The organism is Blastococcus sp. SYSU D01042 (genome assembly GCF_054050515.1).
This window is the reverse complement of record NZ_JBJGZM010000003.1, coordinates 315693-339819: the sequence shown is the minus strand read 5'-3', so window position 1 is coordinate 339819 and position 24127 is coordinate 315693. Positions and strand designations below refer to the sequence as shown.

General features: G+C 69.8%; 27 protein-coding genes. 3 read left to right on the top strand and 24 right to left on the bottom strand.

Features of this window, described 5'->3' with window-relative positions; translation table 11 throughout:
* Window positions 1–31: 31 nt before the first annotated feature.
* From rplR to rpsL, 22 genes are all read right to left on the bottom strand, one after another.
* On the bottom strand, window positions 32–439 hold the full coding sequence (gene rplR / locus ACI79H_RS08320; protein ID WP_456553901.1) for a 50S ribosomal protein L18: 408 nt from the start codon (window positions 437–439) through the stop codon (window positions 32–34).
* Window positions 439–978 (bottom strand): 50S ribosomal protein L6, encoded by a 540-nt coding sequence (rplF, locus tag ACI79H_RS08315; protein WP_456553900.1) that lies wholly within the window; start codon window positions 976–978, stop codon window positions 439–441. The genes rplR and rplF overlap by 1 nt, the downstream gene beginning before the upstream one ends.
* A gap of 15 nt (window positions 979–993) precedes the next feature.
* Window positions 994–1398, bottom strand: coding sequence for a 30S ribosomal protein S8 (gene rpsH / locus ACI79H_RS08310; protein ID WP_456554014.1), 405 nt, complete (start codon window positions 1396–1398; stop codon window positions 994–996).
* A 118-nt stretch (window positions 1399–1516) separates the two neighbouring features.
* The gene (locus ACI79H_RS08305; RefSeq protein WP_091981751.1) at window positions 1517–1702 is read right to left on the bottom strand and encodes a type Z 30S ribosomal protein S14; all 186 of its coding nucleotides are present in this window, start codon (window positions 1700–1702) and stop codon (window positions 1517–1519) included.
* Window positions 1703–1721: 19 nt separating this feature from the next.
* Window positions 1722–2306 carry a 50S ribosomal protein L5 gene (gene rplE / locus ACI79H_RS08300; protein WP_456553899.1) on the bottom strand — a complete coding sequence of 195 codons (585 nt, stop codon included), beginning with the start codon at window positions 2304–2306 and terminating at the stop codon, window positions 1722–1724.
* A 2-nt stretch (window positions 2307–2308) separates the two neighbouring features.
* Window positions 2309–2656: a 50S ribosomal protein L24 gene (gene rplX / locus ACI79H_RS08295; RefSeq protein WP_456553898.1), complete on the bottom strand. Its 348-nt coding sequence runs from the start codon at window positions 2654–2656 to the stop codon at window positions 2309–2311.
* Window positions 2657–2658: 2 nt separating this feature from the next.
* Window positions 2659–3027 (bottom strand): 50S ribosomal protein L14, encoded by a 369-nt coding sequence (gene rplN, locus ACI79H_RS08290; protein WP_091770139.1) that lies wholly within the window; start codon window positions 3025–3027, stop codon window positions 2659–2661.
* Between the two features lie 207 nt (window positions 3028–3234).
* Window positions 3235–3525: a 30S ribosomal protein S17 gene (gene rpsQ, locus ACI79H_RS08285; protein WP_456553897.1), complete on the bottom strand. Its 291-nt coding sequence runs from the start codon at window positions 3523–3525 to the stop codon at window positions 3235–3237.
* On the bottom strand, window positions 3522–3755 hold the full coding sequence (rpmC, locus tag ACI79H_RS08280; protein ID WP_097194642.1) for a 50S ribosomal protein L29: 234 nt from the start codon (window positions 3753–3755) through the stop codon (window positions 3522–3524). Before rpmC ends, rpsQ begins: the two co-directional genes overlap by 4 nt.
* Window positions 3755–4171 (bottom strand): 50S ribosomal protein L16, encoded by a 417-nt coding sequence (rplP, locus tag ACI79H_RS08275; RefSeq protein WP_104523783.1) that lies wholly within the window; start codon window positions 4169–4171, stop codon window positions 3755–3757. The genes rpmC and rplP overlap by 1 nt, the downstream gene beginning before the upstream one ends.
* A 3-nt stretch (window positions 4172–4174) precedes the next feature.
* Window positions 4175–5113, bottom strand: a complete 939-nt coding sequence (gene rpsC / locus ACI79H_RS08270; RefSeq protein WP_456553896.1) for a 30S ribosomal protein S3 — start codon at window positions 5111–5113, stop codon at window positions 4175–4177.
* Window positions 5113–5580, bottom strand: coding sequence for a 50S ribosomal protein L22 (gene rplV / locus ACI79H_RS08265; RefSeq protein ID WP_456553895.1), 468 nt, complete (start codon window positions 5578–5580; stop codon window positions 5113–5115). The genes rpsC and rplV overlap by 1 nt, the downstream gene beginning before the upstream one ends.
* Before the next feature lie 20 nt (window positions 5581–5600).
* Window positions 5601–5882, bottom strand: a complete 282-nt coding sequence (rpsS, locus tag ACI79H_RS08260) for a 30S ribosomal protein S19 (RefSeq protein ID WP_029340037.1) — start codon at window positions 5880–5882, stop codon at window positions 5601–5603.
* Window positions 5883–5903: 21 nt separating this feature from the next.
* Complete coding sequence (gene rplB, locus ACI79H_RS08255) at window positions 5904–6737, bottom strand: 50S ribosomal protein L2 (RefSeq protein ID WP_456553894.1); 834 nt, start codon at window positions 6735–6737, stop codon at window positions 5904–5906.
* 51 nt (window positions 6738–6788) lie between these two features.
* Window positions 6789–7091 carry a 50S ribosomal protein L23 gene (gene rplW, locus ACI79H_RS08250; protein ID WP_456553893.1) on the bottom strand — a complete coding sequence of 101 codons (303 nt, stop codon included), beginning with the start codon at window positions 7089–7091 and terminating at the stop codon, window positions 6789–6791.
* Window positions 7088–7864 (bottom strand): 50S ribosomal protein L4, encoded by a 777-nt coding sequence (rplD, locus tag ACI79H_RS08245; protein WP_456553892.1) that lies wholly within the window; start codon window positions 7862–7864, stop codon window positions 7088–7090. Before rplD ends, rplW begins: the two co-directional genes overlap by 4 nt.
* Window positions 7861–8526 (bottom strand): 50S ribosomal protein L3, encoded by a 666-nt coding sequence (gene rplC / locus ACI79H_RS08240; RefSeq protein WP_456553891.1) that lies wholly within the window; start codon window positions 8524–8526, stop codon window positions 7861–7863. Before rplC ends, rplD begins: the two co-directional genes overlap by 4 nt.
* A gap of 15 nt (window positions 8527–8541) precedes the next feature.
* Entirely contained in the window at window positions 8542–8847 is a 306-nt protein-coding gene (gene rpsJ, locus ACI79H_RS08235) for a 30S ribosomal protein S10 (protein WP_014377994.1), read from the bottom strand.
* Window positions 8848–8979: 132 nt separating this feature from the next.
* Entirely contained in the window at window positions 8980–10173 is a 1194-nt protein-coding gene (gene tuf, locus ACI79H_RS08230) for an elongation factor Tu (RefSeq protein WP_200490201.1), read from the bottom strand.
* A 100-nt stretch (window positions 10174–10273) separates the two neighbouring features.
* Complete coding sequence (fusA, locus tag ACI79H_RS08225) at window positions 10274–12373, bottom strand: elongation factor G (protein ID WP_456553890.1); 2100 nt, start codon at window positions 12371–12373, stop codon at window positions 10274–10276.
* Between the two features lie 101 nt (window positions 12374–12474).
* Window positions 12475–12945 carry a 30S ribosomal protein S7 gene (gene rpsG, locus ACI79H_RS08220; protein WP_091929116.1) on the bottom strand — a complete coding sequence of 157 codons (471 nt, stop codon included), beginning with the start codon at window positions 12943–12945 and terminating at the stop codon, window positions 12475–12477.
* Window positions 12945–13319: a 30S ribosomal protein S12 gene (gene rpsL / locus ACI79H_RS08215; protein ID WP_224499980.1), complete on the bottom strand. Its 375-nt coding sequence runs from the start codon at window positions 13317–13319 to the stop codon at window positions 12945–12947. The genes rpsG and rpsL overlap by 1 nt, the downstream gene beginning before the upstream one ends.
* 599 nt (window positions 13320–13918) lie before the next feature.
* Between rpsL and ACI79H_RS08210 the strand changes: the two genes are divergently transcribed.
* The 3 genes from ACI79H_RS08210 (at window position 13919) to ACI79H_RS08200 (ending at window position 16299) form a co-directional block, all read left to right on the top strand.
* Window positions 13919–14902 carry a hypothetical protein gene (locus ACI79H_RS08210; RefSeq protein WP_456553889.1) on the top strand — a complete coding sequence of 328 codons (984 nt, stop codon included), beginning with the start codon at window positions 13919–13921 and terminating at the stop codon, window positions 14900–14902.
* Between the two features lie 70 nt (window positions 14903–14972).
* A complete protein-coding gene (locus ACI79H_RS08205) occupies window positions 14973–15188 on the top strand; it encodes a hypothetical protein (RefSeq protein WP_456553888.1) in 216 nt (71 codons plus the stop codon).
* Between the two features lie 64 nt (window positions 15189–15252).
* Window positions 15253–16299 (top strand): LLM class F420-dependent oxidoreductase, encoded by a 1047-nt coding sequence (locus tag ACI79H_RS08200; protein ID WP_456553887.1) that lies wholly within the window; start codon window positions 15253–15255, stop codon window positions 16297–16299.
* 166 nt (window positions 16300–16465) lie between these two features.
* Here the strand turns inward: ACI79H_RS08200 and ACI79H_RS08195 are convergent, their stop codons facing one another.
* Both ACI79H_RS08195 and rpoB read right to left on the bottom strand, forming a co-directional pair.
* Entirely contained in the window at window positions 16466–20371 is a 3906-nt protein-coding gene (locus tag ACI79H_RS08195) for a DNA-directed RNA polymerase subunit beta' (protein WP_456553886.1), read from the bottom strand.
* 95 nt (window positions 20372–20466) lie between these two features.
* Window positions 20467–23973 (bottom strand): DNA-directed RNA polymerase subunit beta, encoded by a 3507-nt coding sequence (gene rpoB, locus ACI79H_RS08190; protein WP_456553885.1) that lies wholly within the window; start codon window positions 23971–23973, stop codon window positions 20467–20469.
* Window positions 23974–24127: the final 154 nt, after the last annotated feature.

The following is a 24127-nucleotide window of genomic DNA, read 5'->3' as shown; positions in this document are numbered from 1 at the left end:
TGCTCGCTCGTGCTGCTGGTGTGGGTGGTCATCAGAAGTCCAGACCACCCTCGCGGGCACCGTCGGCCAGGGCGGCGATCCGCCCGGCGTACCGGTTGCCACCGCGGTCGAAGACGACCGCCGAGATGCCGGCGGCCTTCGCCCGCTCCGCCACCAGGGCACCCACCTGGCGGGCCAGGGCGGACTTGTCGCCCTCGGCGCCGCGGAGGCCGGCGTCCATCGTGGAGGCGCTGACCACGGTGCGGCCGACGGTGTCGTCGACGACCTGCACGTGGATGTGGCGCGAGCTCCGCTTGACCACCAGGCGCGGACGCTCGGCGGTACCGGAGACGCGCTTGCGCAGCCGGTTGTGGCGACGCAGCCGCGAGACGCGGCGCGCCGTGCTGATGTCGGTGCCGACGGGCTTGTGGACCCGAGCGGACTTCTCTGCCTGAGCCATCACTTACCCGTCTTCCCGACCTTGCGCTTGACGACCTCGCCCTGGTACCGCACGCCCTTGCCCTTGTACGGGTCGGGCTTGCGGATCTTGCGGATCTTGGCTGCGACCTCGCCGACGAGCTGCTTGTCGATGCCGCTGACCCGCAGGCGGGTCGGGCTCTCGACGGCGAAGGTGATGCCGTCCGGTGCCTTGACGGGCACCGGGTGGCTGAAGCCCAGGGCGAACTCGAGGTCCGAGCCGCGCGCCTGGACGCGGTAACCGACACCGACGATCTCGAGGGTCTTGGTGTACCCCTCGGTGACGCCGGTGATCATGTTGGCGATCAGGGTCCGCGAGAGCCCGTGGAGGGCGCGGTTCTGCCGCTCGTCGTTGGGGCGCTGCACCCGCAGCGTGCCGTCCTCGTCGCGCTCGACGGTGATCGGCGCGGCGACCGTGTGGCGGAGCTCGCCCTTCGGTCCCTTCACGCTGATCGTCTGTCCGTCGATGCCGACGTCCACACCACCGGGCACGGCGATCGGGAGTCGTCCGATCCGTGACATCTTCGCTCGCTCCTCTTACCAGACGTAGGCGAGGACTTCCCCACCCACGCCCTTCTTGTTCGCCTGCTTGTCGGTGAGCAGCCCGGTGGACGTGGAGATGATCGCCACGCCCAGGCCGCCGAGCACCTTGGGCAGCGCGGTGGACTTCGCGTACACGCGCAGTCCCGGCTTGGAGACGCGGCGGACGCCGGCGATGCTGCGCTCGCGGTTGGGGCCGTACTTGAGGTCGACCACCAGCTGCTTGAACGTGCTGCCGTCCTTCTCCACGTCGTCCACGCGCCAGCCGCCGATGTAACCCTCCTGCTGGAGGATCTCGGCGATGTGCGTCTTCAGCTTGGAGGACGGCATGACCGCGGAGTCGTGGTACGCCTGGTTGGCGTTCCGCAGACGCGTCAGCATGTCTGCGATCGGGTCGGTCATCGTCATGTCGGGTGTTGCCTCTCTCGCCGCGGTTCCTCGTGCGCCGGGTCTCGGGGACTTGGCGCCGGGCCTGTCGGCGATCAGTGGTGCTGGGAGTGGTGCGAGGGGTCGTGCTGCGTTACCAGGAGCTCTTCTTCACGCCCGGGAGCTCCCCGGCGTGCGCCATCTCGCGCAGGCAGATCCGGCACAGGCCGAACTTGCGGAACACCGAGTGCGGACGACCGCACCGCTGGCAGCGGGTGTAGCCACGGACCGCGAACTTGGGCTTGCGGGCCGCCTTGTTGATCAGCGCCTTCTTGGCCATTGCTTCTCTCCTGCCCGACTCAGCGGACGGTCGTGACGACGGGCTGGCCGGCGAAGGGGAAGCCGAGCTGGCGGAGCAGCTCGCGACCCTCCTCGTCGGTCGTGGCGGTGGTGACCAGCGTGATGTCCATGCCGCGCGGCCGGTCGATCTTGTCGACGTCGATCTCGCGGAACATCGACTGCTCGGTGAGCCCGAACGTGTAGTTGCCGTGACCGTCGAACTGCTTGGCGTTCAGGCCGCGGAAGTCACGGATGCGGGGCAGGGCGAGCGACAGCAGGCGGTCGAGGAACTCCCACATGCGGTCGCCGCGGAGGGTGACCTTGGCGCCGATCGGCATGCCCTCGCGCAGCTTGAACTGGGCGATGGACTTGCGGGCGCGGACGACGGCCGGCTTCTGCCCGGTGATGGCGGTGAGGTCGCGGACCGCGCCGTCCATCAGCTTCGCGTCTCGGGTCGCCTCGCCGACGCCCATGTTGACGACGATCTTCGTCAGGCGCGGGATCTGCATGACGTTGTCGTAGCCGAACTCGCCCTGGAGGGCCGGCACGATGTTCTCGCGGTAGTTGGCGAGCATGCGGGGCAGCTCGCGGGTGGGTGCGCTCATGTTCAGAGGTCCTTACCGGTCCGCCGCGAGACACGGATGCTGCGGCCTTCCTCGTCCTTGCGGTAGCCGACGCGGGTCGGCTTCTCCTCGGAGTCGATCACCATCACGTTGCTCACGTGGATGGGAGCCTCCTGCGTGACGATCCCGCCCTGCTGGGCGCCGCGCTGGTTCGAGCTGATGCGGGTGTGCTTCTTCACCCGTCCGACGCCCTCGACCAGGACCTTCTGCAGCTTCGGGTAGGCGGCGATGACGCGGCCCTTGGCACCCTTGTCCCGGCCGGCGAGGACCAGGACGGTGTCGCCCTTCTTGACCTTCATGGACGGCGTCTTGCCGTTGCTCGTGGCAGCCATGATCACAGCACCTCCGGGGCGAGCGAGATGATCCGCATGAAGCGCTTGTCGCGCAGCTCCCGGCCGACGGGCCCGAAGATGCGGGTCCCGCGCGGGTCGCCGCTGTCGCGGATGATGACCGCGGCGTTCTCGTCGAACCGGATGTAGGAACCGTCGGGGCGACGGCGCTCCTTGACGGTGCGGACGATGACGGCCTTGACGACGTCACCCTTCTTCACACCGGCACCCGGCAGCGCGTCCTTCACGGTGGCGACGATGATGTCGCCGATGCCCGCGTAGCGTCGCCCCGAGCCGCCGAGCACCCGGATGCAGAGGATCTCCTTCGCACCGGTGTTGTCGGCGACACGCAGTCGCGACTCCTGCTGGATCACGTGCTACTCCCAAATACTTCGTGGTGACAGCCGGGCCGGAACGGTGAACCGGCTGTCCGGCCCCTCGTGCCGACGCGCCGGCGGCGGCAGCCGCCGGTGCGTCTCGAGCACGGGAACCGGGATGCGGCGCGCGCGGCCCCGGAGGGTGAGATGCGCGCCGATGGTCCAGGGTACTCCTACCCGCTGCGGCCCCGGAGGGCCGCCTCGTTACTTGGCCTTCTCGACGACCGAGACGAGCCGCCACCGCTTGGTGGCCGACATCGGCCGGGTCTCCATGATCTGCACGCGGTCACCGATGCCGGCGACCCCCTGCTCGTCGTGGACCTTGAGCTTGGTCGTGCGGCGGATGACCTTGCCGTAGAGCGCGTGCTTCACGCGGTCCTCGACCTCGACGACGATGGTCTTCTCCATCTTGTCGCTGACGACCAGGCCCTCGCGGACCTTGCGGTAGCCGCGGCCGGCCAGGCCGGGGCCGGTAGCTTCCTGGGTCTCGCTCATGCCACACCCTCGTTCGGGGCGACCGAGAGACCCAGCTCGCGCTCGCGCATGATCGTGTAGATCCGGGCGATGTCGCGGCGGACGGTCTGCAGTCGCCGGTTGTTGTCCAGCTGGCCGGTGGCCACCTGGAACCGCAGGTTGAAGAGTTCTTCCTTGGACTCGCGCAGCCGCGAGGCGAGCTCGTCGGCGGAGAGCTCGCGCAGCTCGGGAGCGGTCAGACCGGCGGCCATCACACTTCTCCTTCTCGCGTGATGAAGCGGCACTTCATCGGCAGCTTGTGGATCGCGCGACGCATGGCCTCGCGGGCCACGGGCTCGGCGACACCGGACAGCTCGAACAGCACGCGGCCGGGCTTGACGTTGGCCACCCACCACTCGGGCGAGCCCTTGCCGGAACCCATGCGGGTCTCGGCCGGCTTCTTGGTCAGCGGACGGTCCGGGTAGATCGAGATCCACACCTTGCCGCCACGCTTGATGTGCCGCGTCATGGCGATACGAGCGGACTCGATCTGACGGTTGGTCACGTAGGCCGGCTCGAGGGCCTGGATCGCGAACTCGCCGAAGTTGATCTCGGTGCCGCCCTTGGCCCGGCCCGACCGGCTGGGGTGGTGCTGCTTGCGGTGCTTGACGCGCCGTGGGATGAGCATGGCTCAGCTCTCCGTGTTCTCGGTCGGCTGGGTGGGCGGGGTCTCCGCGGACACAGCCTCGGCGGCAGCGGTGGCCTCCGGACCGGCGACCTCGGCGACGGTCGTCTCCGGGGCGACGTCGCCGGAGGAGATGGCGACGGTGCTCGCGGTGGTGTCGACGGCAGGTCCGGTGCCCTCGGTGGCCGCGGCGCGGCCGGCCTCGGTGCCACCGGCGGTCGTGCCCGACGAGCCCGAGCGACGCGGGCGCTGCGGGCGCTCGCGACGCTGGCCCTGGCGGGCGGCGAGGGCCTCGAGGGCCTCGCGCTCGGCGCGGGAGCCGCTGACGTCACCCTTGTAGATCCACACCTTGACGCCGATGCGGCCGAAGGTGGTGCGGGCCTCGTAGATGCCGTAGTCGATGTTCGCGCGCAGCGTGTGCAGCGGGACGCGACCCTCGCGGTAGAACTCCGAGCGGCTCATCTCCGTGCCGCCGAGGCGGCCCGAGCACTGCACCCGGATGCCCTTGACCTGCGGGCTGCGCTGCGCCGACTGCATCGCCTTGCGCATGGCACGGCGGAAGCTGACCCGGCTGGAGAGCTGCTCGGCCACGCCCTGGGCGACCAGCTGCGCGTCGGACTCGGGGTTCTTGACCTCGAGGATGTTCAGCTGCACCTGCTTGCCGGTGAGCTTCTCCAGCTCGCCGCGGATGCGGTCGGCCTCGGCGCCGCGGCGGCCGATGACGATGCCCGGGCGGGCGGTGTGGATGTCGACGCGGACGCGGTCACGCGTGCGCTCGATCTCCACCTTGGAGATGCCGGCCCGCTCCATGCCCTTGGACATGAGCTTGCGGATCGCGACGTCTTCCTTGACGTAGTCCTTGTACAGCTTGTCCGCGTACCACCGGGACTTGTAGTCGGTGGTGATCCCGAGCCGGAACCCGTGCGGGTTGACCTTCTGACCCACTAGCGGGTCCCTCCCCTCGTGTTGCTGCTGGACTGCTGGGTCGCGGGGCCGGTCATGCCGGTCTCCCGGCGGGCCTTGCGCGACTTCTGCGCCAGCTCGGCGCTGGTCGCGACCTCGCTGACCTCGACGGTGATGTGGCTGGTCCGCTTGTTGATGCGGAACGCCCGGCCCTGCGCACGCGGACGGATCCGCTTGAGCGTGGGGCCCTCGTCGACGTAGGCGGCGCTGACGACCAGCGCGGCCGGGTCGAGCTGGAGGTTGTGCTCGGCGTTGGCCACGGCGCTGGCGACCACCTTGGCCACCGGCTCGCTCGCGCTCTGCGGGGCGTAGCGCAGGAGCGCCAGCGCCTCGTCGGTGGGCAGGTAGCGGATCAAGTCCACCACCCGGCGGGCCTTCATGGGGGTCACGCGGACGAACCGGGCCGTAGCCCGGGCGACCGGCGCCTCCTGTCCCAACTGGGAAGTCATCTGAATCTCTCTCTACCTGGTCAGCCCCGCCGCGAGCGGCGGTCGTCCTTGATGTGCCCGCGGAACGTGCGCGTGGGCGCGAACTCGCCGAGCTTGTGCCCGACCATCGCCTCGGTCACGAACACCGGCACGTGCTTGCGGCCGTCGTGCACCGCGAGGGTGTGGCCGAGCATGTCCGGGATGATCGTCGAACGACGTGACCAGGTGCGGATCACGTTCTTGGTGCCCTTCTCGTTCTGGGCGTCCACCTTCTTGAGCAGGTGGTCGTCGACGAACGGGCCCTTCTTCAGGCTGCGTGGCATCTCTGTCGGCTCCTATCCCGCTCAGCGCTTCTTGTTGGCGCGCCGGCGGCGCACGATCAGGGCGTCACTGGCCTTCCGCTTGCGCGTCCGGCCTTCCGGCTTGCCCTTGGGGTTCACCGGGTGGCGACCACCGGAGGTCTTGCCCTCACCACCACCGTGCGGGTGGTCGACCGGGTTCATGGCGACACCGCGGACGGTCGGGCGCTTGCCCTTCCACCGCATGCGGCCGGCCTTGCCCCAGTTGATGTTCGACTGCTCGGCGTTGCCCACCTCGCCGACGGTTGCGCGGCAGCGCACGTCGACGTTGCGGATCTCGCCCGACGGCATGCGCAGCTGGGCGAACCGGCCCTCACGGGCGACCAGCTGGACGCTGGTGCCCGCCGACCGGGCGATCTTCGCGCCGCCACCGGGGCGGAGCTCGATGGCGTGAACGACCGTGCCGACGGGGATGTTCCGCAGCGGCAGGTTGTTGCCCGGCTTGATGTCGGCCGCGGGGCCGCACTCGACCGTGTCGCCCTGCTTGAGCCGGGCCGGGGCGATGATGTAGCGCTTCTCCCCGTCGGCGTAGTGCAGCAGCGCGATGCGCGAGGTGCGGTTCGGGTCGTACTCGATGTGCGCGACCTTGGCCGGCACGCCGTCCTTGTCCGCCCGGCGGAAGTCGATCAGCCGGTAGGCGCGCTTGTGGCCGCCACCCTGGTGGCGAGCGGTCACCTTGCCGTGGACGTTGCGCCCACCGCGGCCGTGCAGCGGCCGGACCAGCGACTTCTCGGGATGGTCGCGGGTGACCTCGGCGAAGTCGGCGACGCTGGAGCCGCGGCGGCCCGGCGTCGTCGGCTTGTACTTACGGATAGCCATTGCTGACTCAGTCCCTGTCTATATCTCTGGTCCGTGTAGGTCCGGGTGCCGTCAGGCGCCCGGGCCCCCGAAGATCTCGATGCGGTCGCCCGGGGCGACGGAGACGATGGCGCGCTTGGTGTCCTTGCGCTTGCCCATCTGCGTGCCACGGCTGCGCTTGCGCTTGCCCTGGCGGTTGATCGTGTTCACGCCGATGACCTTCACGTCGAAGATCTGCTCGACCGCGATCTTGATCTGCGTCTTGTTGGCCTCGGGCAGCACGATGAACGTGTACTGGTTGCTGTCGAGCAGCCCGTAGCTCTTCTCGGAGATGACCGGGGAGAGCAGGACGTCCCGGGGGTCGCGGACGCTCATGCCTGCTCCTCGGTGGTCTCTTCGACGGTGCCCTCGCCGGCGGCGGGGGCGATGGACGGGATGCCACCCGGGATCTCGCGGGTGGCGAGGTCGGGCAGGTCGGCGCCGGAGCTCTTGCCCTTGGCCGGCCCGGCCACGTACTCGGCCAGCGCGGTCTCGGTGAAGACGACCTCGTCGGCCACCAGCACGTCGTAGGTGTTCAGCTGGCCGGCCTCGATGAGGTGCACCTGCGGCAGGTTGCGCAGGCTGACCCAGTTGAGGACGTCGTCGCGGTCGAGGACCACGAGGACCTTGGTGGCCGTGGTGATCGCGGTGAGCGTCGCCAGGGCGGCCTTGGTCTTCGGGGCGTCGCCGTCGACGAACGCCGACACGACGTGCACGCGGCCCTCGCGCGCCCGGTCGGACAGGGCGCCGCGGAGAGCGGCAGCCTTCATCTTCTTGGGCGTCTTCTTGGTGTAGTCGCGCGGCACCGGGCCGTGGGCGATGCCACCGCCGGAGAACTGCGGCGCGCGCAGCGAGCCCTGGCGGGCCCGGCCGGTGCCCTTCTGGCGGTACGGCTTGGCGCCGGTGCCGCTGACCTGGGCTCGGGTCTTCGTCGAGTGCGTGCCCTGGCGGGCCGCGGCGAGCTGCGCCACGACCACCTGGTGCATCAGCGAGACGTTCGCGTCGGCGTCGAAGAGCTCACCGGGCAGCGTGACGCTGCCGGAGGTCTCCCCCGCCGGGGTGCGCACGTCGACCTGGCGGTCGGTGCGCGTCTCGATGGACTGGCTCACTTGGTGTCACTCCCCACGGGGCCGCCCTTGACGGCCGAACGGACGAGCACGAGGCCGCCCTTCGGGCCGGGGATGGCGCCCTTGATCAGCAGCAGACCGCGCTCGGTGTCCACCTTGTGGACGACCAGCGACAGCGTCGTCGTCTTCACGTGGCCCATGCGGCCGGCCATCTTCAGGCCCTTGAACACGCGACCGGGGGTCGAGGCGCCACCGATGGAACCCGGGGAGCGGTGCTTGCGCTGCACGCCGTGCCCGGCACCCAGTCCGCGGAAGCCGTGGCGCTTCATGACACCGGCGGTGCCCTTGCCCTTGCTGGTGCCGATGACGTCGACCTTGGCCACGCCGTCGAACACGTCGGCGGTCAGCTCCTGGCCGACCGTGTACTCGCCGGCGTCCTTGGTGCGGAGTTCGACCAGGTGCCGCCGCGGCGTGACGCCCGCCTTGGTGAAGTGCCCGCCCTCGGGCTTGTTCACCTTGCGCGGGTCGATCTCGCCGAACCCGAGCTGGACGGCCGAGTAGCCGTCGACCTCGGGGGTGCGGACCTGGGTCACCACACAGGGGCCCGCCTTGACGACGGTCACCGGCACGAGGCGGTTGTTCTCGTCGAAGACCTGGGTCATCCCCAGCTTCTCGCCGAGGAGACCACGAAATGTGCTCGCCATGTCTGCTGACTGCCCTTACTGGATGTTGACGTCGACCGAGGCCGGCAGGTCGATGCGCATGAGCGCGTCGACCGTCTTCGGCGTCGGGTCGAGGATGTCGATGAGCCGCTTGTGCGTGCGCATCTCGAAGTGCTCGAACGAGTCCTTGTACTTGTGCGGCGAACGGATCACCGCGTACACGTTCTTCTCCGTCGGCAGCGGCACCGGGCCGACCACTCGCGCTCCGGTCTTGGTGACCGTCTCCACGATGCGTCGCGCCGAGGCGTCGATCGCCTCGTGGTCGTAGGCCTTCAGCCGGATGCGGATCTTCTGTCCCGCCATCGCTGTCTTCTGCTCCTGCCGATCGGTTGTGAAAGTTCGAGTGGGTCTGCTGACCCGGGGGTGGGCCCCGGTCGAGCGGGACCCGGTGGTGGGCGGCGGCCGGCCTGCGGCCGCCGCCCACCAGGGGGGGTGTTACTTGAGGATCTTGGTGACCCGGCCGGCGCCCACGGTCCGACCACCCTCGCGGATGGCGAACTTGAGGCCCTCCTCCATGGCGATGGGCTGGATGAGCTCCACCGTCATCTCGGTGTTGTCGCCGGGCATGACCATCTCCGTGCCCGAGGGCAGGGTGACGACACCGGTGACGTCCGTCGTCCGGAAGTAGAACTGGGGACGGTAGTTGTTGAAGAACGGCGTGTGACGGCCACCCTCGTCCTTCGAGAGGATGTAGACCGAACCCTCGAAGTTGGTGTGCGGGGTGATCGAGCCGGGCTTCACGACGACCTGGCCGCGCTCCACGTCCTCGCGCTTGATGCCGCGGAGGAGCAGACCGACGTTGTCACCGGCCTGGCCCTGGTCGAGCAGCTTGCGGAACATCTCGACGCCGGTGACCGTGGTCTTGGTCGAGTTCTCGCGGATACCGACGATCTCGATCTCCTCGGAGACCTTGACGATGCCACGCTCGACGCGGCCGGTGACGACCGTGCCACGACCGGTGATGGTGAAGACGTCCTCGACGGGCATGAGGAACGGCTTGTCGATGTCGCGCTCCGGCTCCGGGATCGCGGTGTCGACGGCGTTCATCAGCTCCATGAGCTTGTCGCCCCACTCGGCGTCGCCCTCGAGCGCCTTGAGCGCCGAGACGCGGACCACGGGGACGTCGTCGCCCGGGAACTCGTACTCGCTGAGGAGCTCGCGGACCTCGAGCTCGACGAGCTCCAGGATCTCCTCGTCGTCCACCATGTCGGCCTTGTTCAGGGCCACCACGATGTAGGGGACGCCGACCTGGCGGGCCAGGAGGACGTGCTCCTTGGTCTGCGGCATCGGGCCGTCGGTCGCCGCGACCACCAGGATCGCGCCGTCCATCTGGGCGGCACCGGTGATCATGTTCTTGATGTAGTCGGCGTGACCGGGGCAGTCGACGTGCGCGTAGTGACGGTTCTCCGTCTGGTACTCCACGTGCGCGATCGAGATCGTGATGCCGCGGGCCTTCTCCTCGGGCGCCTTGTCGATCTGGTCGAAGGCGGACGCCTCGTTGAGGTCCGGGTACTTGTCGTGCAGGACCTTGGTGATCGCCGCGGTCAGCGTCGTCTTCCCGTGGTCGATGTGCCCGATGGTGCCGATGTTGACGTGCGGCTTGGTCCGCTCGAACTTGGCCTTGGCCACTGGGTTCCTCTCCTCGTGGTTACGCAGGTGGTGCGTGCTCTGGGGGGGGTTTCGGGCGGGGCCCGCCAGCCGCGGGCTGGGCCCGCGACCGGTCGTGCGACTACTCGCCGGTCGCCTTGGCGATGATCTCCTTGGCGACGTTGGCCGGGACCTCGGCGTACGAGTCGAAGACCATCGAGTAGCTCGCCCGTCCCTGGGTGCGGCTGCGCAGGTCGCCCACGTAGCCGAACATCTCCGACAGCGGGACCAGTGCCCGGACGACGCGGGCGCCGGAGCGCTCCTCCATCGCCTGGATGGTGCCGCGGCGGGAGTTGAGGTCGCCGATGACGTCGCCCATGTTGTCCTCGGGCGTGGTCACCTCGACCGCCATGAGCGGCTCCAGCAGGGCCGGGCTGGCCTTGCGTGCCGCCTCCTTGAAGGCGATCGATCCGGCGATCTTGAAGGCCATCTCCGAGGAGTCGACCTCGTGGTACTGCCCGTCGAGGAGCAGCGCCCGGACGCCCACCATGGGGTAGCCGGCCAGCACGCCGTACTGCATGGCGTCCTGCATGCCCTGGTCGACCGAGGGGATGTACTCCTTCGGGATGCGACCACCGGTGACCTTGTTCTCGAACTCGTAGGTCGCCGAGTCGGCGCTCATCTCGAGCGGCTCGAGGGCGATCTGCACCTTCGCGAACTGGCCGGACCCACCGGTCTGCTTCTTGTGGGTGTAGTCGTAGCGCTCGACGCCCTTGCGGATCGTCTCGCGGTAGGCGACCTGCGGCTTGCCGACGTTGGCCTCGACGTTGAACTCGCGGCGCATGCGGTCGACGAGGATCTCCAGGTGGAGCTCGCCCATGCCGGAGATGACCGTCTGGCCGGTCTCCTCGTCCAGCTTGACCTGGAAGGTCGGGTCCTCCTCGGCCAGCTTCTGGATCGCGGTGCCGAGCTTCTCCTGGTCGCTCTTCGTCTTCGGCTCGATGGCGACCGAGATGACGGGAGCGGGGAAGGACATCGACTCGAGGATCACCGGCTTCTGCGGGTCGCAGAGGGTGTCACCGGTCGTCGTCTGCTTGAGGCCGTTGACCGCCACGATCTGACCGGCGCCGACGCCCTCGCGCTCCTCGCGCTTGTTGGCGTGCATCTGGTAGATCTTGCCGATCCGCTCCTTGCGGTCCTTGGTGCTGTTGAGCACCGCGGAGCCCGCGTCGAGCCGGCCGGAGTACACGCGGACGTAGGTGAGCTTGCCCAGGTGCTGGTCGGTCTGGATCTTGAACGCCAGCGCCGAGAACGGCTCGTCCTCGTCGGCGTGCCGCAGGACCTCGGTCTCGCCGTCGAGCGCGGTGCCGACGATCGCCTCGATGTCCAGCGGGCTGGGCAGGTAGTCGACGACGGCGTCGAGCAGGGGCTGCACGCCCTTGTTCTTGAACGCGGTGCCGGTGAGGACCGGGTTGACCTGGCCGCCGATGGTGGCCTTGCGGATGGCCGCCTTCAGGCGGTCGACCGCGATCTCCTCGCCACCGAGGTAGTCCTCCATGAGCGAGTCGTCGAAGTCCGCGATGTTCTCGAGCAGCTTCTCGCGGTACTCGGCGGCCTGGTCGGCGAGCTCGGCCGGGATCTCCTCGACCGAGTAGTCCTCGCCCATCTTGGTCTCGCCGCGCCAGGTGAGCGCGCGCATCTCGACGAGGTCGATGACGCCGATGAAGTCGGACTCGGCACCGATCGGCAGCTGGAGGACCAGCGGGTTGGCGCCGAGGCGCTCCACCATCATGTCCACGCAGCGGAAGAAGTCGGCACCGGTGCGGTCGAGCTTGTTCACGAAGCACATGCGCGGGACGCCGTACTTCTCCGCCTGGCGCCAGACCTGCTCGGTCTGCGGCTCCACGCCGGCGACGCCGTCGTAGACCGCCACCGCACCGTCGAGCACCCGCAGCGACCGCTCCACCTCGACGGTGAAGTCGACGTGCCCGGGGGTGTCGATGATGTTGATGTCGTGGCCGTTCCAGGAGCACTTCGTCGCGGCGGACGTGATGGTGATGCCGCGCTCCTGCTCCTGCTCCATCCAGTCCATCGTGGCCGCGCCGTCGTGGACCTCACCGATCTTGTACGTGATGCCGGTGTAGAAGAGGATGCGCTCGGTCGTGGTGGTCTTGCCGGCGTCGATGTGCGCCATGATCCCGATGTTGCGGGTCTTGCGGAGCTGGGCCTCGTTGCTGGCCATTGCTTCTCCTCTTGGATCTGGTCCGTGTGGCGGGTGCCCGGGACTGCGGCCTCGTGAGCGCGTCCCGGTGGTCCCGCCGACGGCGGGCGCTGGTGCGGTGGTTACCAGCGGTAGTGCGCGAAGGCCTTGTTCGACTCGGCCATCTTGTGGGTGTCCTCGCGCCGCTTGACGGCGGCACCGAGGCCGTTGCTGGCGTCGAGCAGCTCGTTCATCAGGCGCTCGGTCATCGTCTTCTCACGACGGGCGCGGCTGTACTGGATCAGCCAGCGCAGGCCCAGCGTGGTGCTGCGGGAGGCGCGGACCTCGACCGGGACCTGGTAGGTCGCGCCACCGACGCGGCGGCTGCGGACCTCGAGGGCCGGCTTGACGTTGTCCAGCGCGCGCTTGAGCGTGACGACCGGGTCGGTGTCGGTCTTGGCGCGGGCGCCCTCGAGGGCGCCGTAGACGATCGCCTCGGCGACCGAGCGCTTGCCGTCGACGAGCACCTTGTTCACCAGCTGGGTGACCAGCGGCGACTGGTACACCGGGTCGGCGACCAGCGGACGCTTCGGGGCGGGGCCCTTGCGCGGCATCAGCTCTTCTCCTTCTTCGCGCCGTAGCGGCTGCGAGCCTGCTTGCGGTTGCGGACACCCTGCGTGTCCAGCGAGCCGCGGATGATCTTGTAGCGCACACCCGGCAGGTCCTTCACACGACCGCCGCGCACGAGCACCATCGAGTGCTCCTGCAGGTTGTGGCCGACGCCCGGGATGTAGGCGGTGACCTCGATGCCACTGGTGAGGCGGACGCGAGCGACCTTGCGCAGCGCCGAGTTCGGCTTCTTCGGCGTCGTCGTGTAGACGCGCGTGCACACTCCGCGGCGCTGGGGCGAACCCTTCAGCGCCGGAGTGCTGGTCTTCGTGACCTTGTCCTCGCGGCCCTTGCGGACCAGCTGGTTGATCGTGGGCATGGGTGGCCTGGATCTCCTACCTGCGCTGGGTGGTGCTCTGTGGGTGTTGCTGACGACTGGGCTTGCTGGTCGAGCACGGGCGCCCGGCCCCGGAGGAGTCCTGGCCCGCTCCGGCCGCGAGGCACTGTCCGGCCCCCGCGGTCGGGCGTGTCGCCCTTCCCGGGACCGGTCCGTGCCGGACCGAACTCGGTTGCCCCTCGCGACTCGGCGCCGCCACCTCCCGGCTGGGCCGGAGGGCGGTCCCCGGTGACCGACTTCGTCACCCAGGCGCACCGCGAACGGGAGCTGGCCCAGGGCATCCTGGGCACGGCTGACCACGATACCCGCGCCCGGAGGGCCGGTCAAAGCCGGGTCCCTCACACGCACGGCCGGAGGCCGGCCACCGCCCACCTGAGGCGGGCGGCTCTCCGGGCAACGGCACGCCGCCCGGTTCTCTTCCCGGTGGGCGCACCGTCTCCGGGCGTCCCGCTGCGGGCTGGGAGGACGGTACCGGCTCGCCGCGCTCCGCGGGAGTAGGCCGACGGCGGGGCGGGAAAGCCGTCGTACCCGCGTCCTACCGTCCCGGCACGTCCCGCTCCCCCGCCCCCAGGAGATCCGCCGTGCACCCTGATTCCGCCCGCGAGCTCAAGGCCCGCATCCTCGAGCAGCTGCCGTCGACGCCGGTCACCGCCGCCGACACCGGGACGGACGCGGCGTGGCCCTGGGTGGCGGTCGGGCTCACCCCCGCCGGCGCCGCGGGTGCCCGCGTGGCGGTGCGGCTCCAGCGGGAGGGCGACCGGGCGCTGCTGCCGGACCTGGGCCGGGCGGCGGCGGACCAGGTGGACGTGCGGGTCATCGGGCCGGTGCGGGCGCTGCGCTCCCCCACCCCAGCCGAGCTGCAGGCCCGGGTCCGCCCGCTGCGCCCGGGGCTGTCCGTGGCCCATCCCGCCGTCACGGCCGGCACCCTGGGCGGCTTCGTCCGGACCGCCGGCGGACCGGCGGTGCTGTCGAACAACCACGTCCTCGCGGCGAGCGACGCGGCGGCGATCGGTGACCCCGTGCTCCAGCCGGGTCCTGCCGACGGCGGCACGGCGGCCGACCGGGTGGCCACCCTCACCGCCTTCGAGCGCTTCGTCGACGGCGGGCGCAACCTCGTGGACGCCGCGCTGGCGCTCCTGGACACCGGCGTCCAGGCCGAGCCCGGCAACCTGCCCGGAGGACCGCTCGGTGGCGAGGTGCTGGCGGCCGTCGACGTCGACCCGGACGACACCGTGGAGAAGATCGGCCGCACGACGGGCCACACGCGCGGGGTGGTCACCGCCGTCGAGGTGGACGCCGTCGCCGTCCAGTACGACGACGTGGTGCACCGCTTCGACGACCAGATCGAGATCCAGGGCCTCACCGGCGGGTTCAGCGCCGGCGGCGACAGCGGCTCGGTCATCTGGCGCAGCCGGGACCGCGCGCCGATGGCCCTGCTGTTCGCCGGCAGCAGCACCGGGGGCGCCGGCGGCTCGGGCGTCACCTTCGCCAACCCGCTGGTCACCGTGCTGCAGGTGCTCGGCGCCGAGTGGTGGCGGGACCCGGCGCCCTTCACCGCCCGCTGAGACCGCCCCCGAGGGGCGGTCCTCGCGCGGACGGCTGTCCCTCGGCGCGCCGCAGGGGCACCATGGAGCCATGACCGACCGGGCGGCGGCACGAGCCGCGAAGAGCGCGCTCACCGCGCGCCTGTCCGACGACCCTGGCGTCGTGGGCATCGGTCTGGCGCGCCGGGCCGGTGGCTACGTCGTCAAGGTGGACGTGAACGACCCCTCGGCCGCGCCCCGCGTGCCCGGCGACGTCGACGGCGTCCGGGTCGTCACCGAGGTGATCGGCGTCGTCCGCCCCTTGTGACGGGCCGATAGCGTGCCCCCAGGGGCGCCGCACCGCCGCGGGCCCGGACACCTGAGGAGGGCACGTGCGCATCGGCACCCAAGCCAGTTACAGCGGTGGGTTCAGCCAGACCGCCGCCGAGATCCGCGACCTCGAGTCGGCAGGGCTCGACATCGCCGCGGTCGCCGAGGTCTACACGTTCGACGCGGTGAGCCAGCTCGGCTACCTCGCCGCCGTGACCGAGCGCGTCGAGCTGCTCAGCGCCATCTTCCCGCTCTACAGCCGCACCCCGGCGCTCACCGCCATGACCGCGGCCGGCCTGGACTTCGTCTCCGGCGGGCGCTTCACCCTGGGCCTCGGCGCCTCCGGCCCGCAGGTGATCGAAGGCTGGCACGGCGTCCCCTACGACGCTCCCCTGCAGCGCACCCGCGAGGTCGTGGAGATCTGCCGCAAGGTGTGGCGCCGTGAGCGCGTCGAGCACCACGGCAAGAAGTACGACATCCCGCTGCCCGCCGACCAGGGCACCGGCCTGGGCAAGCCGCTGAAGCTCATCAACACCCCCGTGCGCGAGCGCATCCCGGTGATGCTGGCCGCGCTGGGCCCGAAGAACGTTGAGATGGCCGCGGAGATCGCCGAGGCGTGGGAGCCCATCTTCTTCATGCCCGAGCGCGCCTCGGCGGTGTGGGGCGAGGCGCTCGCCGCCGGCAAGGCCAAGCGCGACCCCGAGCTCGGTGAGCTGCAGGTCATCACCGGGGTGCCGGTCGCGATCGGCGACGACCTGGACGAGGCGGCCCTGCTGGACCAGGTCCGCCCGGGACTGGCCCTGTACATCGGCGGCATGGGGGCCCGAGGCAAGAACTTCTACAACGACCTCGCCGTCCGCTACGGCTTCGAGGCCGAGGCCAAGGTCATCCAGGACCTGTACCTGGACGGCAAGAAGGACGAGGCCGCCGCCCGCGTGCCCGACGAGCTGGTGAAGGCGACCTCGCTCATCGGCCCCGAGTCCTACGTCGCGGAGCGGATCGCCGCGTTCGCCGAGGCCGGCGTCACCACGCTGATGATCCAGGCCCTCGACGGCAGCCCCGAGGGCCGCCTCAAGACGGTCGAGACCATGAAGAAGCTGAGCAACTAGCACCTGCAGTCGTCCTCCCTCACCGCAGCGCGTCCTCCCTCACCGTCTGCGCTGAGGGAGGACACGCCACGATCAGGGCACCTGATCCCAGCACGGGGTCGGGACACGGAAGGGCCCCCGGATCGAGTTCCGATCCGGGGGCCCTTTCGTCACTGCTTACCTGGCGTCACTGGCGCCAGTCGTACTCCTCGAGACGCACGGCCTCGCCGGTGCCCTGACCGAAGACGTCCGGGCTGTAGTACTGCCCGTCGTCGTACCCGGCCATGGTGTAGACGGCGGCCCGGGCCTCCTCGGTCGGCTCGACCGTGATGTTCCGGTAGCGGCTGATGCCCGTACCCGCCGGGATCAGCTTTCCGATGATCACGTTCTCCTTGAGCCCGAGCAGGCTGTCGCTCTTGCCCTGGATCGCGGCGTCGGTGAGGACCTTCGTCGTCTCCTGGAAGGAGGCGGCCGACAGCCACGACTCGGTCGCGAGCGAGGCCTTCGTGATGCCCATGAGCACCGGACGGGCCGAGGCCGGCTCGCCGCCCTCGGCGACGACGCGGCGGTTCTCGGTCTCGAACAGCGTCCGCTCGACCAGCGCACCCGGCAGGAACTCCGTGGCGCCCGAGTCGATGATGGTCACCCGCTTCAGCATCTGGCGGATGATCACCTCGATGTGCTTGTCGTGGATCGACACGCCCTGCGAGCGGTAGACCTCCTGGACCTCGCGGACCAGGTGCAGCTGCACCTCGCGCGGGCCCATGATCCGCAGCACCTCGTGCGGGTCCACCGCACCCTCGGTCAGCTGCTCGCCGACCTCGACGTGCGCGCCGTCCTCGACCCGCAGCCGCGAGCGACGCGACAGCTTCTCGTAGACGACCTCGTCCGAGCCGTCGTCCGGGGTGATGGTCAGCTTGCGGAACTGCTCGCTGTCCTCGATCCGGACGGTGCCGGCGAGCTCGGCGATGGGCGCCTTGCCCTTGGGCACGCGGGCCTCGAAGAGCTCGACCACACGCGGCAGACCGTGCGTGATGTCGGCACCGGCCACACCACCGGTGTGGAAGGTGCGCATCGTCAGCTGCGTGCCGGGCTCACCGATGGACTGGGCGGCGATGATGCCGACGGCCTCGCCGACGTCCACCAGCTTGCCCGAGGCCAGCGACCGGCCGTAGCAGGTCGCGCAGGTGCCGAGCAGCGACTCGCAGGTCAGGACGCAGCGGACCTTGACCTCGGCCACGCCGGCGTCGACGAGCGTCTGGATGAGGACGTCGCCCAGGTCGGCGTTCGCCGGGGCGATGACCGTCCCGTCCTCGGCCACCACGTCGGCGGCCAGGGCGCGGGCGTAGACGCTGGTCTCGACGTGCGCGTCACGGGTGACGACGCCATCCACCAGGGTGCCGATCGGCATGACGACGCCGCGCTCGGTGCCGCAGTCCTCCTCGCGGATGATGACGTCCTGCGAGACGTCCACCAGACGACGGGTGAGGTACCCGGAGTCGGCGGTCCGCAGGGCGGTGTCCGCGAGGCCCTTGCGGGCGCCGTGCGTGGAGATGAAGTACTCCAGCACGGACAGACCCTCCCGGAAGTTGGCCTTGATCGGCCGCGGGATGATCTCGCCCTTCGGGTTGGCGACCAGACCGCGCATACCGGCGATCTGGCTGATCTGCATCATGTTGCCGCGGGCGCCGGAGTTGACCATGACCCAGACCGGGTTGGTGGTCGGGAAGTTGTCCACCATCGCCTGGGAGACCTCGGCCCGCGCGCGGGTCCAGATCTCGATCAGCTCGCCACGACGCTCGGAGTCGGTGATGACACCGCGCTCGTACTGCTTCTCGATCTTGGCGGCCTCGGCCTCGTGCCGGTCCATGATCTCGCGCTTGGCCGGCGGGGTGACGACGTCGTCGATGGCGATCGTGACGCCCGACCGGGTCGCCCAGCGGAAGCCGGCCGACTTGAGGGCGTCCAGCGTCGCCGCCACCTGCACCTTGGGGTAGCGCTCGGCGAGGTCGTTGACGATCGCCCCGAGCTCCTTCTTCGGCACCTGGTAGTTGACGAAGCGGTAGTCCTCGGGCAGGGCCTCGTTGAACAGCACCCGGCCCAGCGAGGTCTCTACCAGGGCCGGAGCCCCCGGCGTCCAGTCCTCGGGCTGCTCCCAGGCCTCGTTGACCTTGCCGTTGTCGACGCCGAACACCTCGTCGAGGCGGATGAGCGCGCGCTCCTGCAGGGCCAGGGCGCCCTTGTCGAACGCCATGACCGCCTCGGCCGCGGACCCGAAGGCCGCCGGCCGGCCACCGTCGGCCTCGTGCCGCGAGGGCACCAGGGTCGTCAGGTGGTACAGGCCCAGCACCATGTCCTGGGTCGGCGCGGTGATCGGACGACCGTCGGCCGGGCTCAGGATGTTGTTGCTGGACAGCATCAGGATGCGGGCCTCGGCCTGCGCCTCGGCCGACAGCGGCAGGTGCACCGCCATCTGGTCGCCGTCGAAGTCCGCGTTGAACGCGGTGCAGACCAGCGGGTGGATCTGGATGGCCTTCCCCTCGACCAGCTGCGGCTCGAAGGCCTGGATGCCCAGGCGGTGCAGCGTCGGCGCGCGGTTCAGCAGCACCGGGTGCTCGGTGATGACCTCCTCCAGCACGTCCCACACGACCGGGCGCGCACGCTCGACCATCCGCTTGGCGGACTTGATGTTCTGCGCGTGGTTGAGGTCGACCAGCCGCTTCATGACGAAGGGCTTGAAGAGCTCCAGCGCCATCTGCTTGGGCAGACCGCACTGGTGCAGCTTCAGCTGCGGGCCGACGACGATGACCGAACGGCCGGAGTAGTCGACGCGCTTGCCGAGCAGGTTCTGGCGGAACCGGCCCTGCTTGCCCTTGAGCAGGTCGCTCAGGGACTTCAGCGGGCGGTTGCCCGGGCCGGTGACCGGCCGGCCGCGACGGCCGTTGTCGAACAGCGCGTCCACGGACTCCTGGAGCATCCGCTTCTCGTTGTTCACGATGATCTCGGGGGCGCCGAGGTCGAGCAGACGCTTCAGCCGGTTGTTCCGGTTGATCACGCGGCGGTACAGGTCGTTCATGTCGCTGGTGGCGAAGCGGCCACCGTCGAGCTGCACCATCGGGCGCAGGTCCGGCGGGATGACCGGGACGCAGTCCAGCACCATGCCCATGGGCGAGTTGCGGGTCTGCTGGAACGCCGCGACGACCTTGAGCCGCTTGAGCGCGCGCAGCTTGCGCTGGCCCTTGCCGCTGCGGATGGTCTCGCGCAGCGAGGCGGCCTCGGCGTCGAGGTCGAAGCCGGCGAGCAGCTTCTGCAGCGCCGCGGCACCCATGCCGCCCTCGAAGTACTCACCGAAGCGGTCGCGCAGCTCGCGGTAGAGGCCCTCGTCGGCGATGAGCTGCTTCACCTCGAGCTTGCGGAAGGTGTCCATCACCTCGTCGAGGCGGTCGATCTCCCGCTGCGAGCGGTCGCGCAGCTGGCGCATCTCGCGCTCGCCGCCCTCGCGCACCTTGCGGCGGACGTCGGACTTGGCACCCTCGGCCTCGAGCTCGGCCAGGTCGGCCTCCAGCTTCTGCTGGCGGGCCTCGACGTTGGCGTCGCGCTGGCCCTCGAGGTTCGACTTCTCGGCGCTGATCTCGGCCTCGATGGTCGGGAGGTCGCGGTGGCGCGCCTCGTCGTCGACCGAGGTGATCATGTAGGCCGCGAAGTAGATGATCTTCTCGAGGTCCTTGGGCGCCAGGTCGAGCAGGTAGCCCAGGCGCGAGGGGACACCCTTGAAGAACCAGATGTGGGTGACCGGCGCGGCCAGCTCGATGTGGCCCATCCGCTCACGGCGCACCTTGGCGCGGGTCACCTCGACGCCGCAGCGCTCGCAGATGATGCCCTTGAAGCGGACGCGCTTGTACTTGCCGCAGTAGCACTCCCAGTCCCGGGTGGGACCGAAGATCTTCTCGCAGAAGAGGCCATCCTTCTCCGGACGCAGCGTCCGGTAGTTGATGGTCTCGGGCTTCTTCACCTCACCGTGCGACCACTGGCGGATGTCGTCGCCGGTGGCCAGGCCGATGCGCAACTCATCGAAGAAGTTGACGTCGAGCAAGTTGATGACCCCTTTCCGGGGCTAGTTCTTCGCTGCTGTGTGAAATGTGGGGAGCCGGCCGGCCCTGGTCGCCCGGGGCCGGCCGACGGTCACGATCAGACGTCTTCCACCGAGGAGGGCTCGCGGCGGGACAGGTCGATGCCCAGCTCCTCCGCGGCCCGGAACACCTCGTCGTCGGTGTCCCGCAGCTCGATGGCCTGCCCGTCACCGGAGAGCACCTCGACGTTGAGGCACAGCGACTGCAGCTCCTTGAGCAACACCTTGAACGACTCGGGGATGCCCGGCTCGGGGATGTTCTCGCCCTTGACGATCGCCTCGTAGACCTTGACGCGGCCGAGGATGTCGTCGGACTTGATGGTGAGCAGCTCCTGCAGCGCGTAGGCCGCGCCGTAGGCCTGCATCGCCCAGCACTCCATCTCGCCGAAGCGCTGGCCACCGAACTGCGCCTTACCACCCAGCGGCTGCTGCGTGATCATCGAGTACGGGCCGGTCGACCGGGCGTGGATCTTGTCGTCCACGAGGTGGAGCAGCTTCAGGATGTAGACGTAGCCCACCGAGATCGGCTCGGGGAAGGGCTCCCCGGAGCGACCGTCGAACAGCCGCGCCTTGCCGGTCTCCTGCACCATCCGGTTGCCGTCGCGGTTCGGGATCGTCGAGCCGAGCAGGCCGATGATCTCGTCCTCCTTGGCGCCGTCGAACACCGGCGTGGCGGTCCGGGTGCCGGGGGCGGCGGCCTTGGCGGCCTCGGGCAGGTTCTTCGCCCAGTCCGGGTCGCCGTTGACCTCCCAGCCCTGCTTGGCGATCCACCCGAGGTGGGTCTCCAGCACCTGGCCGACGTTCATGCGGCCGGGCACGCCGAGCGGGTTCAGGACGATGTCCACCGGGGTGCCGTCCTCGAGGAACGGCATGTCCTCCTGCGGCAGGATCTTCGAGATGACGCCCTTGTTGCCGTGGCGCCCGGCGAGCTTGTCGCCGTCGGAGATCTTGCGCATCTGGGCGACGTAGACCCGGATCAGCTCGTTGACGCCGGCGGGCAGCTCGTCGCCGTCCTCGCGCGAGAACACGCGGACGCCGATGACCTTGCCGGACTCACCGTGCTTGACCTTGAGCGAGGTGTCGCGCACCTCGCGGGCCTTCTCGCCGAAGATGGCGCGCAGCAGGCGCTCCTCGGGGGTCAGCTCGGTCTCGCCCTTGGGCGTGACCTTGCCGACGAGGATGTCGCCGGGGACGACCTCGGCACCGATGCGGATGATGCCGCGCTCGTCGAGGTCGGCGAGGACCTCCTCGGAGACGTTCGGGATGTCCCGGGTGATCTCCTCGGCACCGAGCTTGGTGTCGCGGGCGTCGACCTCGAACTCCTCGATGTGGATCGAGGACAGGACGTCGTCCTGCACGAGGCGCTGCGACAGGATGATCGCGTCCTCGTAGTTGTGGCCCTCCCACGGCATGAAGGCGACGAGCAGGTTCTTGCCCAGCGCCATCTCGCCCTGGTCGGTGCACGGGCCGTCGGCGATGACCTGGCCGACCTCGACGCGCTGGCCCTCGTCGACGACGGGGGTCTGGTTGATCGAGGTGCCCTGGTTCGAGCGGCGGAACTTCAGCAGCCGGTAGGTCTGCCGGGTGCCGTCGTCGGCCATGACCGTCACGTAGTCGGCGGTGGAGTCCTCGACCACACCGGCCTTCTCCGCCACGACGACGTCGCCGGCGTCCACGGCGGCGCGCAGCTCCATGCCGGTGCCCACGAGCGGGGCCTCCGAGCGGAGCAGCGGCACGGCCTGGCGCTGCATGTTGGCGCCCATGAGCGCGCGGTTGGCGTCGTCGTGCTCGAGGAAGGGGATCATCGCCGTGGCGACCGAGGTCATCTGCCGCGGCGAGACGTCCATGTAGTCCACGTTCTCGGGGGCGAGGTAGTCGACCTCACCGCCCTTGGTGCGGACCAGGACGCGCTCCTCGGCGAGGCGGCCGGCGGCGTCGAGCGGGCTGTTGGCCTGCGCGACGACGAAGCGGTCCTCCTCGTCGGCGGTCAGGTAGTCGATCTGCTCGGTGACCTGCCCGTTCTCGACCTTGCGGTAGGGCGTCTCGATGAAGCCGAACGCGTTGACCCGGCCGAACGAGGACAGCGAGCCGATCAGGCCGATGTTCGGGCCTTCCGGCGTCTCGATCGGGCACATGCGGCCGTAGTGGCTCGGGTGGACGTCCCGGACCTCCATGCCGGCGCGCTCGCGGGACAGACCACCCGGGCCCAGCGCCGACAGGCGGCGCTTGTGGGTCAGGCCCGCGAGCGGGTTGGTCTGGTCCATGAACTGCGACAGCTGGCTGGTGCCGAAGAACTCCTTGATGGAGGCGACGACCGGCCGGATGTTGATCAGGGTCTGCGGCGTGATCGCCTCGACGTCCTGGGTCGTCATCCGCTCGCGGACGACGCGCTCCATGCGGGAGAGGCCGACCCGGATCTGGTTCTGGATCAGCTCGCCGACGGTCCGCAGGCGGCGGTTGCCGAAGTGGTCGATGTCGTCGACGCCGTGGTCGGGCTCGCCGGCGTGGAGGCGCACGACGTACTCGATGGTGGCGACGATGTCGTCCTCGGTCAGCGTGCTGGTCCCCTGCGCCACCGAGACGCCGAGCTTCTTGTTGACCTTGTAGCGGCCGACCTTCGCGAGGTCGTAGCGCTTCGGGTTGAAGAAGAGGTTCTCCAGCAGCGCCTGCGCGGACTCACGCGTCGGCGGCTCGCCCGGGCGCAGCTTGCGGTAGATGTCGAGCAGGGCCTCGTCCTGCCCGGCGATGTGGTCCTTCTCCAGCGTGGCCAGGACGGTGGGCGACCACTGGAAGTGCTCGCGGATCCGGTCCTCACCCCAGCCCAGGGCCTTGAGCAGCACGGTCACCGGCTGGCGGCGCTTGCGGTCGATGCGGACGCCGACGGTGTCCCGCTTGTCGACGTCGAACTCCAGCCACGCACCGCGGCTGGGGATGACCTTGGCGCTGAAGACGTCCTTGTCCGAGGTCTTGTCCAGCGACTTGTCGAAGTAGACGCCGGGGCTGCGGACGAGCTGCGAGACGACGACGCGCTCGGTGCCGTTGATGACGAACGTGCCCTTGTTCGTCATGATCGGGAAGTCGCCCATGAACACCGTCTGGCTCTTGATCTCGCCGGTGGTGTTGTTCATGAACTCGGCGGTGACGAACAGCGGCGCCGCGTAGGTCATGTCCTTGTCCTTGCACTCCTCGAGCGACGCCTTGACGTCCTCGAAGCGCGGGTTGGAGAAGGACAGCGACATCGAGCCGCTGAAGTCCTCGATCGGGGAGATCTCCTCGAGGATCTCGGCGAGGCCGCCGACGGCGGACTCCTGCTCCTCGGGGGAGAGCGTGGCGCGCCACTCGGGGCTGCCGATCAGCCAGTCGAAGGAGGCCGTCTGCAGGGCCAGCAGGTCCGGGACCGCGAGCGGCTCGGAGATCTTGGCGAAGGAGACGCGCAGCGGAGCGCCGGGGATCTTCGCCTGGTCGGCCTCGCCGGTGCGGGGGCCGTCCTGCGGCGCCGGGGTGGTGCTGGTGGTGCCGGACTCGGTGGTGCTGGGGTTGATGCTGGTGGGGCGAGAGCCTGCCAAGATGCGTCCTTCCAAGGACCTCACGACGTGCGGGCGGGGGTGCGGGTCGTCCTGGGTCGTCGTCGGTAATGGCGAGGCTGTCCGCGACGGCCGCGAAACGCCCGGGTCGACGTGTCAGCGAGGGTCCACCCGGTAGGTTCCCGGGCACCCGTCG